This is a genomic window from Dyadobacter fanqingshengii, assembly GCF_023822005.2.
GTDB classification, from domain to species: Bacteria; Bacteroidota; Bacteroidia; order Cytophagales; family Spirosomataceae; genus Dyadobacter; species Dyadobacter fanqingshengii.
In genome coordinates this window covers 3,421,711-3,435,684 of record NZ_CP098806.1, presented here as the reverse complement: position 1 = coordinate 3,435,684, position 13,974 = coordinate 3,421,711, and the positions used below count along the sequence as shown (strand labels likewise).

12 protein-coding genes are annotated in these 13,974 nt (G+C 45.3%); 7 read left to right on the top strand and 5 right to left on the bottom strand.

What is annotated here, in order from left to right; genetic code table 11:
- The first annotated feature begins 39 nt into the window (after positions 1–39).
- Together NFI81_RS14280 and NFI81_RS14275 are read left to right on the top strand one after the other, a co-directional pair.
- Entirely contained in the window at positions 40–1,092 is a 1,053-nt protein-coding gene (locus NFI81_RS14280; RefSeq protein WP_234611779.1) for a PA0069 family radical SAM protein, read from the top strand.
- 16 nt (positions 1,093–1,108) lie between these two features.
- Positions 1,109–2,374 carry an exo-beta-N-acetylmuramidase NamZ family protein gene (locus tag NFI81_RS14275; RefSeq protein ID WP_234611780.1) on the top strand — a complete coding sequence of 422 codons (1,266 nt, stop codon included), beginning with the start codon at positions 1,109–1,111 and terminating at the stop codon, positions 2,372–2,374.
- Positions 2,375–2,762: 388 nt separating this feature from the next.
- Here NFI81_RS14275 and NFI81_RS14270 read toward each other — a convergent pair whose 3' ends face one another.
- From NFI81_RS14270 to NFI81_RS14260, 3 genes are all read right to left on the bottom strand, one after another.
- On the bottom strand, positions 2,763–3,497 hold the full coding sequence (locus tag NFI81_RS14270) for a LytR/AlgR family response regulator transcription factor (RefSeq protein ID WP_234611781.1): 735 nt from the start codon (positions 3,495–3,497) through the stop codon (positions 2,763–2,765).
- 191 nt (positions 3,498–3,688) lie between these two features.
- Positions 3,689–5,053: an ethanolamine permease gene (eat, locus tag NFI81_RS14265; RefSeq protein ID WP_234611782.1), complete on the bottom strand. Its 1,365-nt coding sequence runs from the start codon at positions 5,051–5,053 to the stop codon at positions 3,689–3,691.
- Between the two features lie 59 nt (positions 5,054–5,112).
- Positions 5,113–5,898 carry a phosphatidylinositol-specific phospholipase C/glycerophosphodiester phosphodiesterase family protein gene (locus NFI81_RS14260; RefSeq protein ID WP_234611783.1) on the bottom strand — a complete coding sequence of 262 codons (786 nt, stop codon included), beginning with the start codon at positions 5,896–5,898 and terminating at the stop codon, positions 5,113–5,115.
- Between the two features lie 207 nt (positions 5,899–6,105).
- Here NFI81_RS14260 and NFI81_RS14255 point away from each other — a divergent pair, with 207 nt between their 5' ends.
- Positions 6,106–7,803, top strand: coding sequence for an amino acid permease (locus NFI81_RS14255; protein WP_234611784.1), 1,698 nt, complete (start codon positions 6,106–6,108; stop codon positions 7,801–7,803).
- Here NFI81_RS14255 and NFI81_RS14250 read toward each other — a convergent pair.
- Together NFI81_RS14250 and hxpB are read right to left on the bottom strand one after the other, a co-directional pair.
- Complete coding sequence (locus NFI81_RS14250) at positions 7,787–9,127, bottom strand: sensor histidine kinase (RefSeq protein WP_234611785.1); 1,341 nt, start codon at positions 9,125–9,127, stop codon at positions 7,787–7,789. The two genes, NFI81_RS14255 and NFI81_RS14250, sit on opposite strands and share 17 nt — an antisense overlap.
- Positions 9,128–9,154: 27 nt before the next feature.
- Complete coding sequence (hxpB, locus tag NFI81_RS14245; protein ID WP_234611786.1) at positions 9,155–9,829, bottom strand: hexitol phosphatase HxpB; 675 nt, start codon at positions 9,827–9,829, stop codon at positions 9,155–9,157.
- Between the two features lie 79 nt (positions 9,830–9,908).
- Between hxpB and thiD the strand changes: the two genes are divergently transcribed.
- The 4 genes from thiD (at position 9,909) to NFI81_RS14225 (ending at position 13,862) form a co-directional block, all read left to right on the top strand.
- Positions 9,909–10,730 (top strand): bifunctional hydroxymethylpyrimidine kinase/phosphomethylpyrimidine kinase, encoded by an 822-nt coding sequence (gene thiD / locus NFI81_RS14240; RefSeq protein ID WP_234611787.1) that lies wholly within the window; start codon positions 9,909–9,911, stop codon positions 10,728–10,730.
- A gap of 131 nt (positions 10,731–10,861) precedes the next feature.
- Entirely contained in the window at positions 10,862–11,071 is a 210-nt protein-coding gene (gene vapB / locus NFI81_RS14235) for a type II toxin-antitoxin system VapB family antitoxin (RefSeq protein ID WP_234611788.1), read from the top strand.
- Positions 11,068–11,457 carry a type II toxin-antitoxin system VapC family toxin gene (locus NFI81_RS14230; protein ID WP_234611789.1) on the top strand — a complete coding sequence of 130 codons (390 nt, stop codon included), beginning with the start codon at positions 11,068–11,070 and terminating at the stop codon, positions 11,455–11,457. Before vapB ends, NFI81_RS14230 begins: the two co-directional genes overlap by 4 nt.
- Positions 11,458–11,543: 86 nt before the next feature.
- Positions 11,544–13,862 (top strand): TonB-dependent receptor, encoded by a 2,319-nt coding sequence (locus NFI81_RS14225; protein WP_234611790.1) that lies wholly within the window; start codon positions 11,544–11,546, stop codon positions 13,860–13,862.
- Positions 13,863–13,974 lie beyond the last annotated feature (112 nt).

The window sequence follows — 13,974 nt, the reverse complement described above, 5'->3', positions numbered from 1 at the left end:
CAACTTAACACTTCATCAACATGCAATCATCAACAAACAATGGACAACAGGGCTCGTGGCCGTGGGGCTGCTATCAACACCCGCAACAGATTTTTTAAGCATGAAATAGAATACACATCGGAGGATTGGCAGCAATGGGAAGAACCGGCTGTAAATCCGAAAACGCAGTTTATCGAGGAACATTCCAAAACATTGCTCAGCGTCACGGATAGTCCGGATCTGGGTCATTTTCACTCGATTAACCCTTACCGGGGCTGCGAACACGGTTGCATTTATTGTTATGCGCGCAATTCCCATGAATATTGGGGATATTCTGCCGGCCTGGATTTTGAGACGAAGATCGTTGTCAAGAAAAATGCTCCGCAGTTGCTTGAAAAACTTTTTAATTCAAAAAACTGGGAGCCTAGGGTCATTCATTTTTCTGGAAACACTGATTGTTATCAGCCAGGGGAAAAGAAATACAGACTGACGAGGCAAATGCTCGAAATTTGTCTGCGCTATCGGAACCCGGTAAGTGTTTTGACCAAAAATGCTTTGGTGCTGAGGGATTTGGATGTGCTCGAAAAGCTTGCCAAGCTGAATCTCGTGCATGGAGCCATTTCCATCACATCTTTAAATGAGGACCTTCGCAGTGCGCTCGAACCACGGACTGTCACGGGACAACGAAGATTGCAGGTCGTAAAGGCAATGCATGACGCGGGCGTGCCTATGGGCGTAATGACGGCTCCCATAATTCCAGGGTTAAATGATCACGAAATTCCAGCCATTGTGCAGGCAGCGGCTGAAAACGGAGCTTTATGGGCCAATTATACGGTTGTGAGACTCAATGGTGCAATTTCCACTTTGTTTGAAGAATGGATCCATCACCATTTCCCCGACCGGGCCGCAAAAGTGCTGAACCAGATTGCAGAATGCCACGGCGGAAATCTGAACGACTCGCGTTTTGGATACAGAATGGTGGGAGAGGGGAATTTCGCAGAGAACATCAGGCAACTGCACGCGCATGCCTGCCGCAAATATTTTAAAGATGTAGCGCTGCCCGCACTCGATACAACCCAATTTATGCGTGCCGGGCAAATGCGTTTATTTTAAATCAATCCTAAATCCAATGAAACCATTTTCCACATTAGTAAACCTCACACTGTGCATTTGCCTGTTCAGCAATTGCGTTAATTCCTCCTCGCAAAAAAATCCCGCAATAACCGAGGGCGATTCCCTGAATGTCGGCAAAAACACAATAGCGCCGGCCAAGTTGCCGGTGACGGGTGCGGATCAGGTTTCGGAATATCTGGATTATCTGAAAGGGAAGAAGATCGGGATTCTGGTGAATCAGACGTCCATTATTGGTAAAGCGCCGATCGTCGATAGTCTGGTTGCGCTGGGAGTGAACATTGTAATGATCTTTGGCCCTGAACACGGGTTCCGCGGGACCGCCAGCAATGGCGATAAAGTAAGCGACAGTGTTGATCCAAAAACGGGCATCCCGGCCATTTCACTTTACGGCAAACAAAAAAAGCCATCCAAGGAGCAAATGGCAGGCATTGATCTGATGATATTTGATATTCAGGATGTTGGGGCGCGTTTCTACACGTACATTAACACATTAGGGCATGTAATGGAGGCCTGTGCGGAAAACAACAAGGAAATGCTGATCCTGGATCGCCCCAATCCGAACGGGTTTTTGGTGGACGGACCTATCCTGGAAGACCATTTGCGCTCAGGCATCGGCATGTATAAAATCCCCATCGCACACGGTTTGACCATCGCAGAATTTGCGCAGATGATTAATGGCGAAGGCTGGCTGCCCAATAAAATGCAATGCAAATTGAAGATCGTCAAAGTGGCAAACTATAACCACAAGACGCCTTATACATTGCCTGTTATGCCTTCACCCAACCTGAATACGCAACAATCTGTGATGCTTTACCCGCATATATGCATGTTTGAAGGCACGATTGTGAGCCAGGGGCGAGGCACTTATATGCCGTTTACGGTGCTTGGTGCGCCTTTGCTCAAAGGAAAATTTGATTTCGTTTTCACGCCAAAAAGCATCAAAGGAATGAGCGAAACGCCATTGCACATGAATGAGGATTGTTACGGCATTGACCTTCGGAAATATGATATTTCAAAACTTCAAAAATCTGAAAAACTGCATTTGAACTGGATCATAGAAATGTATCGAGCATATCCCGACAAGGCCAAATTCTTTGATATGAGCCAGAGCAAGCAAATGGGAAGCTTTGATAAACTGGCGGGCACGGAAAATCTGAAAAAACAGATCATTGCGGGTGCTTCCGAAGAAGAGATCAGGAAAAGCTGGGAGCCCGGCTTGGGAGATTATAAAGATATGCGCAAGAAATATCTGCTCTATTAAAAACAAAACATCCCAGGGAATGTATCCCGGGGATGTCTAATTATTCTCAACGATATTAAAATAAAAAAGTACTAATGGTAATGATTTAGTCTAGGTCTGGTATGGTTAATATCTGTGTGTATAAAACTCGGATTTATGCAAATAAATCATTTTATAGTATTTACGTCCCTGGGATTGAAATGGATGCCTGAGCTTCTAATTTTTTTTCTTTAAATGTTGAAGCTCAGGCAGCTATCACAAGAACACTGTTTTAAAATAGAAGAGGATTTTACGTGCTGTAATAATAATTCGTAGTTGGATGACAGACAAAATAATGTGGTGAAATAACCAATTTCCGGGGTGAATGTTGGAAATGGGAGTGTCTGGTTTAAAGTTCTTTAGGTGCTTTTCACGAAAAAGTTTTGACCCGGCTCAGGAGTTCATTCCGGTTGTCATTTGTGATCGGAATTTCAATTTCATTGATCATCACATGAATGTAATTGATCGATGTTATGGCATTGAGATTGATGATAAATGACTTGTGAACCCGGAAGAAGTAATTAGCCGGAAGTTGCTGAAGCATATTTTTCAATGTTTCGCGGATGGTGTACTTCTTTTTCTTGGTATGCAGTTCCAGATAATTGTCGTCACTGCGAATGTAAAGGATGTCCGCCAGCAGGATTTTGGTAAACATATGCTTTTCTTTGATGAAGAGCGCATCTTTGATAACAGTGGAATCTTGTTTATCCTCCTGATCGGATTCTCCCGCCAAAGCGGCAAGACGATAATTTTTCAAAGCCAGCTTAACCGCCGTATATACCGTGATTTTTTGGCAAGGCTTTTGAAGGAAAGCGTGCGGAGATGCCTGCAAGGCCGCATTTACGATTGCAATGTCTTCATGACTGGAAAGAAAGAGAAAAGGAATCTTGAAATTTTCGCGGATATGATGTGCCAGATCGATCCCGGTTTGGTAACCATTCAGGCTAATATCCAAAACGGCAAGATGGAAAACCTTGCTATTGAGCAGTTCGACAGCCGTGCTGTAATCCGTTGCCACGTCATTTGCGTCATAGCCGAAGCCGTTGAGTAAATATTGAAGATGTTTTGCTACAATTAGGTCGTCCTCAACAATTAAAATATTCATTCTGGATTTTAAAATTCGATCCCATGCTCTGAAAAATCAGGGTTGGCGAACAGGGACAATGTTAGTGTTTTCAAAAGTTGCAAATTTCAGCTTATCGTTGAGTAAAAAATTCAGATTAATGTACGAATTAGTTGGGAATTAAGACCATTTTTTAAAAAACAATTTAGTAACCGGTAGAAACTATCTCGGCGTTATACTTTTGCGTTGCCTGCCGTGATCTCGTTGTCCCCGGTGACTTTGTGCCTGCCGGTTGCCATGTAGAGTATGGTAACTAATATAAGGCCAGCAAAGAACCAGACGCTTAGCATGATGTTGTAATAGACGATCGCAATGAGGCAGACGGTCGATAAGATGAGCGCTATGAGTGGAAAGTAGGGGTAGACTGGGACGGTAAAGGGGCGTTCGAGGCCGGGCTCTTTGCGGCGAAGCTCAAAAAGGGCGACCATACTGATCATGTACATGACAACCGCTCCCAATGCGGCGAGAATGATAACCTGGTCTGTGGTGCCCAGTTTTAATGCAACGCAACCGACAATTCCTCCGCCGATCAGCGCCCAGTGCGGCGTTTGGAATCGGCTATTCACATTTCCTAAAAATGAAGGCAGCAAACCGGCCCTGGCCAGCGCATAAATTTGTCGCGAATAACCGATGATCGTTCCGTGAAAAGAAGCAATCAGTCCGAACAATCCCAGGCTGGCGAACAGCTGGGTAAGGCTGTTATCTCGTCCCAGGACGATGCCGAGCGCAGCTGGCAGGGGATAATCAATCTCACTTAAAAGCCGCCAGTGTGCCACGCCGCCGGTAAAAATCATGACGGCAAGTGCCAGCACAACCAACGTTAAGATCCCGTAAATGTATCCCCGTGAAATGGTCCGTTTGGGATCCTCCACTTCTTCGGCCACCATGGCAACGCCTTCAATGGCCAGATAAAACCAGATTGCAAATGGTAATGCGGCGAAAACACCGGGCCAGCCGAATGGCATAGGCTCGGTTACAAAGGTTTCGTACGAAAAATGCGGCGCAACAATTCCGATATAAATAAGCAGCTCTCCAACAGCCAGCAATGTTACCACAAGTGAGAACATTGCAGATTCCTTGATGCCCAGCAGATTAATTAATATAAAAATCACATAACACGCAAAAGCAACATCCAGCACTTCCAGTGAAGGATAAAGAAAATGGGAGTAACTGCCCAGCGCAAAGGCAATAGCCGGTGGTGTTACCAAAAATTCAACGAGTGTAGCATAGCCGGCAATGAGCCCCCCAAACCAGCCAAAAGCGCGCTGAGCGTATGAAAATGGTCCGCCCGCTTGCGGAATTGAAGTGGTAAGCTCTGTGAAACTGAAAATAAAAGTGACATACATCAGTGTCACCAGCAGCGTCGCTATAAGAAATCCTATCGTGCCTGAAACGCCCCAGCCATAATTCCATCCGAAATATTCACCGGAAATCACCAGCCCCACGGCGATCGCCCAAAGATGTATTGGTTTCAAAACTTTTTTGAGCGCAGCGGCGGGTGCCGAAGCGCCGTGGGACGCGTTTTGTTCGGATGACATGGGAGGACAGGTTATAACATTGAAAAATGTAAAAGCATTTTAAAATTTACCCGGAATTGCTAGCGCGGCGCAGTTCTCAGATAATCGCCCATTTCCTTCACTTTGTCGGTGTTCAGATAATCCACACCGAGGGACATCATGATCTTCCAGGAGTTAATGTTGTCTGGCGTAGCCCACAACCTCATTTTTTTGCCAAGGTCATGCGTTTGCTTGATCACTTTCTGGATCGTCTTCTTTTCCTTTTCGGGCAAAGGGCCTTCGCCGTTCCATTTTGAGTATTTACCAAATCCCTGACTGATCAGGCCTACACGTTTGAGCTGATCGGGCGTGTAAGTGATCTCTGGCCGGCCATCGAAAAAAATGAAGTCGGGATATTTTTCAAAATGGGTGGGATCTGGCGTGTTGCCACTTACTACAATCATGATCGTCCCGGCTGGCGCGAAAATATGCTTATGCGGTTCCAGTTCTTTGACCAATGCAGCGAGTGTCTCCGCCGCCCCGGTTTTCAGGTCGATCAGAAATTGAAGCGGAACGTCCTTTTGTGAATAAATGCTCCCGCCGTTCTTCTCGACGCTTGCCAGGATCGGCTGAATGTAAAGCGAATTTAATGTTCTTTTTGAGCTGATTTCTTTCAGGTTATGCGCCACGAACAGTGTGTCATTTACCAGAAAAAGGTCCGCTTCGAGGGAGCCGAACTGCTGATCGTAAGCGTCCTGGAAAGCGCCTTTTCTTTCATAATCATTGTGGGAATGCGCCTGCGCCGTAGTGTAAGCTTTAATGTCCTGAGCGTCCAACATCCTGGCAGAAAGCAGCATAAGGACAAGTAGCGTAGTGATTTTTTTCATGGAATGTGGTGGGGTTGCCAGTCGGAAAATTAAGTAATTATATGGTCTCAAACACATTGTTTTCCCGTTTGATTTCACCCAGAAGAATTTTCTACGGAAAATTTGTGATTTATTGAACAAAATATCAACAGTTGGGTAGATGCGTTGAGAATATCGTTATTTTAGCCAACTTATTACATACTGAGACTTTGCCAAATCAGCTCCTGCATGAAACAAAATTCTTCTCTCTTTCGTAAAAAAACAGTTGATCAAATCCTTAGAGATGCCAATTCTGCGGAAAATGGCGGGTTAGCCAAAATACTCGGAGTCAGGGACCTGGTTTCTCTCGGAATAGCGGCCATTGTGGGAGCAGGGATCTTCAGTACGATCGGAGTTGCAAGTTATAATGGTGGTCCGGCTGTATCGTTATTATTCATTTTTACGGCCATAGCGTGCGTTTTTACGGCTTTGTCTTACGCGCAGTTCGCAAGCACCGTGCCCGTCTCCGGTAGTGCATACACGTATGCTTATGTAGCCTTTGGTGAATTATTTGCGTGGATCATTGGCTGGTCATTGATTTTGGAATACGCAGTCTCCAACATGGTCGTTGCCATTTCGTGGTCAGAATATTTTACGGGAATGCTGAAAGGTTTCGGCATTGTACTGCCCGGCTGGCTCACCGTCAACCACGAAACGGCTTCTGATGCATTCGCCAAATTGCAAAGCGCGGGAGCCGCAGAAATGAGCACATACGAGCGATTTGCAGCTGCTGCTTACGAACAATCTCCCGTGATCGGCGACTTTCATATTATGCTAAACCTTCCTGCGGGATTGGTAACATTATTGATAACGGCCCTGGTTTATATCGGGATCCGGGAGTCGCGAACTGCGAGCAACATCATGGTGGTACTGAAAATCGGGGTTGTTTTACTGGTGATTTTTGCCGGGGCATTTTATGTTAAACCCGAAAACTGGTCGCCATTCGCACCCAATGGCATTAAAGGCGTTATGGGCGGGGTCGCCTCCGTTTTCTTCGCATTCATCGGGTTTGACTCCATATCGACCACCGCTGAGGAATGTAAAAATCCACAACGCGACATGCCCAAAGCCATGATTTACTGTCTGATTATTTGTACAGTTTTATATGTTCTGATCACATTGGTGCTCACCGGAATGGTCAATTATACAGAGCTGAAAGTGAGCGATCCACTGGCATTTGTTTTTGAAAAAAATGGCCTTGATTTTATGGCAGGCGTCATTTCTGTGAGTTCTGTTATTGCTATTACAAGTGCATTGCTCGTTTATCAATTGGGCCAGCCGCGCATCTGGATGACCATGAGCCGCGACGGTTTGCTTTGGAAAAAATTCTCAAAAATCCACCCCAAATATCAAACCCCATCATTCGCAACCATTGTTACGGGCTTTGTAGTAGGCATTCCCGCATTGTTTTTCAAGATGGATTTCTTTGTGGATCTGACGAGTGTCGGGACATTTTTTGCTTTTATCCTGGTTTGTGGCGGCGTGCTTTATCTGGATCACACGGGCATTTCAGCTCAATCCAAATTCCGCGTTCCTTATCTAAATGGGAAATATCTGGTGGGTGCTTTGCTGATCGTTGCCATTGCCGGATTGAGTATTTACGGACAAAGTGTTGTTGACGAATGGATAGGAATGTCTGCAATGGAAATCGTTGAACATAAGCTGTTAACGATCATTTTCTGGATCACCTGGTGCATTCTTGCGGTGATGAGCTTCAAACACAACTTCTCGATCTTGCCTGTTGCCGGGATTTTGACGAACCTGTATTTAATGACAGAGCTAGGATCATCCAATTGGCTGATTTTTGTGATCTGGCTCGCGATCGGGCTTGTGATTTATTTCAGTTACGGATATAGAAAAAGTAAGCTGGCTAAATCAACAGTGTAAAAACAGTCCCTTTGCCCACTTCCGAAGAAACATTGAGCTGACCATTGTGCTGCTGCAAAATCTGCCGCGAAAGGCTCAGCCCAATTCCCGAGCCGGTTTTCTTTGTCGTGTAAAAAGGAATAAAAATGTTTTCAATCGCTTCAGGCTCAATGCCGTCACCATTATCCGCAACGTCGATAATGGTCACATTATCAGTTTGGTAAGCGGTTAATGTGATCAGCCTGTTTGTTTGGTTAGAAAATGCTTCGGATGCATTTTTTACCAAATTAATAAGCACTTGCTGAATCTGGCTGGCGTCGGCTTTCATGGTTAATGTTTCTGGTTTCACAGAAATTTTCCACAAAACGCCCGAACCAGTAAGATCCGTTTGTAATAATTGGATCACTTCCTGCAAAAGTTCTGCAACGCTTAGATTAGCAAAAACGGGTTTGGGCAAAGTTGTAAAATCGCGGTAAGCATTCACAAACTGCATCATTCCTTTGCTTCGTTTTTCCAGGGTGTGCAGTGCTTCTTTCAGGTCATTAACCGCTTCCTGATCGTTTGTAGATTTCTCAATATCCTCATTGACAATCAGTCGCATGGTTCCAACAAGCGAAACAATCGGCGTCATTGAGTTCATAATCTCGTGCCGCAACACGCGGGTAAGATTTTGCCAGGATTCTACTTCCTGCTGTTGAAGTTCAGTCTGGATATTTTGCAAAACCACAATCCTTACCCACATTCCCCTCAGCTGAATAGCAGCGCCCTGCAATGCCAGCGGCTGATCCGATGGTGTCCGGTAAAGTTCGCGCACGCCGCTGTCGAGCGTTGAGAGTAATTCGTAAAGTCTTGGATGTTTGTCTTTTAGCTCACTCAACTGATGCAGTCGGTAAATGCCCAGCATACGCAAAGCAGCATTGTTAATAAGGTTAACCTGACCATTGCTATCAAAAGTGATCAGGCCTGTTCCGATATGCTGAACAATTGTATTCAGATATTGCAGGTTCGCCTCTTTTTCCGCACGGGCCTGCCGGAAAGCGTGCAGCACTTCATTGAATTGCTGGTTAAGCTCTTTAAATGTCCGGCCCATTTTATTGTCTGAGCGAAAATTAATCGTAAAATCGGAATAGCGGACTGATTCGAGAAAATAGGTCAGCTTTCGGTTGACATTGGTAACATATTGATACAATAATGATCCCTGGATAAAGATGAAAATGGTCCCCAGCACATATACGAGTACTTCGTTTGTGTGCTTGGACGCTAGCCAGGCAAGGGCAATGACACTCAGGATAATTACCACTATCCTGATCATGATCACAATGCTAAAATGTCTTAGTCCGATCATTAATGAATGATATAGAAGATTTGGGTTTTAGTTTTCAATCGCGCTTTGCGGCACGCCGGACATTTCGCTTAATATGTATTTTTCGAGAGAACTGATCTTATAATGTGCCATGTCGAATTTAGTATCCTCAAAAACTTCCATCGCCGGCACCGAAATTGTAATCATTCCCGCTGCATGGGCTGATCGGAGGCCCGCATGAGAATCCTCAAAAGCAATGCATTCTTCCGGGAGCAAGCCTAATTTGGCGGCCGTTGTCAGATAAACTGCCGGATGCGGTTTGGTGAATTCTTCCAGCTCGCCGGAATGCCAGGTGTCAAAGTAGTCAATAATTTCGAGCCTTTTGAGCACACCTTCAATCAGATCCATATGCGAAGCCGAAGCCACAGCCAGTTTCAAACCCTGCGCTTTCAGACTTTTGACTAATTCGATGGCGCCTGGCATGGCCACGGCATGAGCAAGAATGTTTGTATGTGCATATTCCAGGATCTGCTGCTCCAATTCTTCAAAACTAGGCGCATGCCAGGGCTGGATTTTGTGACAATATTCAAGGAAAAGTTTAATGGAAAGACCTGTCGTCTGGTTTTTTAGTGCATCGGAAATTGTAAAATTTACTCTTTGCATCACCCTACGGGCAGCGTCTGTCCAGATTGGCTCGGAATCTATCAGCAATCCGTCCATGTCAAATATGGCAGCTTTAATCATTATTAAGTGAGTCTGTTTTTTTTAAACTATCCAAAACTACTACTTTCACCGATAAGTATTTACAAATCGCGGACCATTCATGAACCGATATCCAACCATACTTACCATTGCGGGATCAGACAGCTGCGGCGGCGCTGGAATTCAGGCAGATTTGAAAACGATAGGCGCATTGGGCGGCTACGGCACATCGGCCATTACTGCCCTTACCGCCCAAAATACAATGGAAGTCAGGACGGTTTTCCCGGTTCCGGCTGTGTTTTTGAGAGAACAATTACTGGCGGTTCTGGACGATATCCAGGTTGATGCCATTAAGGTAGGCATGATCGGGACGGTTGAAAACGCGCTGGTTATTGCCGACATTATTGAACAGTTCAAGCCTGGATTTGTGGTGATTGATCCCGTGATGGCATCTTCCAGCGGCACGGAGTTGGCAGCAGCCGAAATGCTCAGCGTTTTTTGGGAAAGGTTATTTCCCATTGCAGATCTGGTAACACCCAATATGGATGAGGCGAAATTGCTGTTATCCAGGAAAATCCATTCTCTGAAGACAATGCAGGAAGCCGCTTCGGAAATGATCGCTAAGGGTTGCCGCGCTGTTTTGCTCAAAGGCGGTCACCTGGTTTCAGAAAGATTGTTTGACGTTCTGGCACAAAAAGATCAGGAAGTGCTCGTTTTCGAATCTGCTTACATAGCAAGCCAGAATCTGCACGGAACCGGTTGCACGCTTTCCTCTGCCATCGCAACCTTCATGGCCCAGGGAAATTCCCTCCCCGAAGCCATCATTTTCGCCAAAGAATACATTTCAAGCGCCATCGAAGCCGGCAAAAACGCAAAAACCGGAAACGGCAACGGGCCCCTGAATCATTTTTTCGATCCCGTTCCGCTGCGGGTGTTGTACTAGTAGAAAATAATTTTCTGAAAAAATGTGACCTCTTCCCGAAACGACCGTCTAAACTATCGATGCCGAAGTTGATGCGTTGATATGACCGACATTGCGCTAAAAATTGTAAATTTGTTAAGCACTAATTATTTATGACAGACTTAAAACTATACACAAAACTTTCAAAGTTGCCTGTGCAGCAAAAAGCACAGGTGGTTAATTTTATCGAAGATTTAGAAAAGAAATCTCCCTCCGCGTCAGGCTACAAGACCAAAAGACTTCCAGGCAAAGCAAAAGGGCTGATTGTCATGAAAGACAATTTTGATGATGATATCGAAGGATTTAATGCTTATGCCAAATGAATTTACTGCTCGACACGCATGCAGTTATTTGGTTTATCACTGACGATTTAAGACTGCCACGCAGAACAAGAATATTATTGGAGGATGCAGATAACAGTTGCTTCATCAGCATTGCGACACTGTGGGAAATAGCGATCAAAAATTCTTTGGGACGGCTGGAATTGCACGCTGAGCTAAAAGAAATCTTTGCAATTATTGATAAAACCGGTTTTGAACTGCTTCCTATAACAGCAAGCCATATTTTGACAAATGCAATTTTGCCACATCACCATCACGATCCTTTCGACCGCATAATTATTGCGCAATCCATTGAGGAAAATTTATTGGTTGTAACGAAAGATGAGAAGTTTGTGAATTATGAGGCCTCTATTGCGTGGCGCAGATAAGATCCCAAAGTCAGTACCAAAATAATTTTTCCGAAAAAATTTAGGGTAAGGCATAGCTAAGTTGTCTGAAAGAAAAACACTTAGCTATGAAAAAATATATTCTTGCGCTGATCGCGTTGGTGATCTTGTCGCGGGCTTTTGCCCAGCAACCGACACAACTTGTAAAAGGACATGTTATCGATGCGGAGTCCCGGCAACCGGTGATCGGCGCAAATGTGATCATCACTTCACTTACTCCGATCATGGGCGGAACGACGGATGCGGAAGGTGTTTTCCGCATCGAAAATGTTCCCGTCGGAAGGCATTCTTTCAAAATTACCAGCATGGGATATGATGATGCATTTTTGCAGGAAATCGCTGTCGGTTCGGGTAAGGAAGTCGAATTGACCATTAAACTGGCAGAATCTTTCCGGTCGCTGGATGAAGTGGTGGTGAAGGCGCAAAAGGAAAACGGCGCTCCTCTCAATGACATGGTGAGTGTCAGCGGGCGCTCTTTCACGGTGGATCAGACCAAACGTTTTGCGGCTTCGGTGAATGACCCGGCGCGTATGGCTTTGTCCTTTGCGGGTGTAGCCACCAACGATGATGGTGGTAATCAGATCATTATCCGTGGTAACAGCCCGAAAGGAATGTTGTGGAGAATGGAAGGTGTGGAAATTCCAAACCCTAACCATTTCGGCGAAGAAGGTTCGAGCGGCGGCGGGATCAGCGCATTGAGTGCCAATGTTTTAGGTAATTCCGACTTCCTTACAGGCGCTTTTCCGGCTGAATATGGCAATGCAACTTCCGGGGTGTTTGATTTGAAATTAAGAAACGGAAATAATGAAAAGCGCGAGTACGCAATGCAAGCCGGCGTCCTGGGCCTCGATTTCGCTGCGGAAGGGCCACTCGGCGCCAAAGGCGGAGCCTCTTACCTGGCCAATTACCGCTATTCGACATTATCTGTGCTCAACAAATTGGGCCTGAACATTCAGGGAGATGCTTCTACGGACTTCCAGGACGGCGCTTTTAAAATTCACGTTCCATCTGATGACAAATCTGTTGTGACGGTTTGGGGAATTGGGGGCATCAGCACTTCAAAAGAAAATACGAATGCTGAAAATGAAGTGTTTACCTCGAACCGCGGCATTTTGGGCATCAATTACCTGCGCTATATCAATAACAAAGCTTACGTTGAAAGCATCATTTCCTATGCGGGAACCAAGGTTACCGACGAAACTGACAACCTCGGAAAACAAATTTCGTATCGCCAGAGCTTTACCAATCAGGCACTCAGGATATCTTCCTTATTCAACTACAAGCTTAATGCCCGCAACACCTTTCGCGGCGGATTTATCATCAACCATTTGGACTTTAACCTTTTCGACAGGAATAATGAAGACGGTCCTTTTCGTACTTTTCTGGATCAAAGAGGGACTACTCAGCTTTATCAGGCATATGGTCAGCTTAAATCGCGTATATCACCGACAGTTACGATCAATGCGGGCGTTCACGGCATGTTATTGGGACTTAATAACCAGTTTTCTCTCGAACCGAGACTAGGGATGAAATGGGCTGTCGCTCCAAAGTCTACCATCAGTTTTGGTGCCGGGTTGCACAGTAAAACAGAGTCGATCTCAACATATTTTGCACAGGTCAATTCTGAAACCGGGAAAACGGCGGCGGCTAACAAAGACCTTAAACTGATGAAGTCTGCGCATTTTGTGGGCGGTTATGAATTCCGGCCTACCAGCAGCTGGCGGGTTTTGACAGAGGCATATTACCAACATCATTATCATGTGCCGATCGGTTCGCCAAATTCTACAAAACCTTACCTTTTGCACAATTCCCAAATTAACGAGATCAGCGGTTTTACAAATGATTCGCTGGTGAGTGATGGAACGGGTCGCAGCTATGGGGTTGAGGTGACCATTGAAAAATCCCTGACGGGCGGCATTTATCTCATGAGCACCACATCATTATATCAGTCAAAATACACCGGTCGTGATGGTATCGAGCGGAACAGCAGGTTCAATGGTCAATTTGTACAGAATGTTCTGGCAGGGAAAGAATGGAAGGTGGGTAAAAACAAAACCAATGTGTTCGCAGCAAACATTAAAATGCTCGCCGCCGGCGGAAACCGCGTGACGCCTATTGATCTTGAAAAATCAAAACAATCAGGAAAAACGGAACTAGACTGGACCCGGGCATATTCACAGCAACTGCCGCATTATTTCCGGTCGGACGTCCGCGTAAGCTATACAAAGAACAAAAAACGAACTGCATCAACAATCTCACTGGATATCCAGAATGTGACCAACCGATTGAATGCATACGAGCGATCTTACGATCCAACTGATAAGGTGATCAGGAACACAACGCAAACAGGCTTGATCCCGGTGCTGAACTATCGCCTTGAATTTTAGGGATTTTGACAACAAGTTCATCGGGTTAATCTGTTCCTTCATCGCAGTAATTATCAACTCTGTCCGCATTCCCTTTTGCCTGGGTTCAGGGCGCAGTAAATTAGGTTTATCA

Excerpts from the sequence above, each read along its gene's own strand:
- NFI81_RS14280 (WP_234611779.1), top strand. The coding sequence starts at position 40 with ATGGACAACAGGGCTCGTGGCCGTGGGGCTGCTATCAACACCCGCAAC.
- NFI81_RS14275 (WP_234611780.1), top strand. The coding sequence starts at position 1,109 with ATGAAACCATTTTCCACATTAGTAAACCTCACACTGTGCATTTGCCTG.
- NFI81_RS14270 (WP_234611781.1), bottom strand. The coding sequence starts at position 3,497 with ATGAATATTTTAATTGTTGAGGACGACCTAATTGTAGCAAAACATCTT.
- eat (WP_234611782.1), bottom strand. The coding sequence starts at position 5,053 with ATGTCATCCGAACAAAACGCGTCCCACGGCGCTTCGGCACCCGCCGCT.
- NFI81_RS14260 (WP_234611783.1), bottom strand. The coding sequence starts at position 5,898 with ATGAAAAAAATCACTACGCTACTTGTCCTTATGCTGCTTTCTGCCAGG.
- NFI81_RS14255 (WP_234611784.1), top strand. The coding sequence starts at position 6,106 with ATGAAACAAAATTCTTCTCTCTTTCGTAAAAAAACAGTTGATCAAATC.
- NFI81_RS14250 (WP_234611785.1), bottom strand. The coding sequence starts at position 9,127 with ATGATCGGACTAAGACATTTTAGCATTGTGATCATGATCAGGATAGTG.
- hxpB (WP_234611786.1), bottom strand. The coding sequence starts at position 9,829 with ATGATTAAAGCTGCCATATTTGACATGGACGGATTGCTGATAGATTCC.
- thiD (WP_234611787.1), top strand. The coding sequence starts at position 9,909 with ATGAACCGATATCCAACCATACTTACCATTGCGGGATCAGACAGCTGC.
- vapB (WP_234611788.1), top strand. The coding sequence starts at position 10,862 with ATGACAGACTTAAAACTATACACAAAACTTTCAAAGTTGCCTGTGCAG.
- NFI81_RS14230 (WP_234611789.1), top strand. The coding sequence starts at position 11,068 with ATGAATTTACTGCTCGACACGCATGCAGTTATTTGGTTTATCACTGAC.
- NFI81_RS14225 (WP_234611790.1), top strand. The coding sequence starts at position 11,544 with ATGAAAAAATATATTCTTGCGCTGATCGCGTTGGTGATCTTGTCGCGG.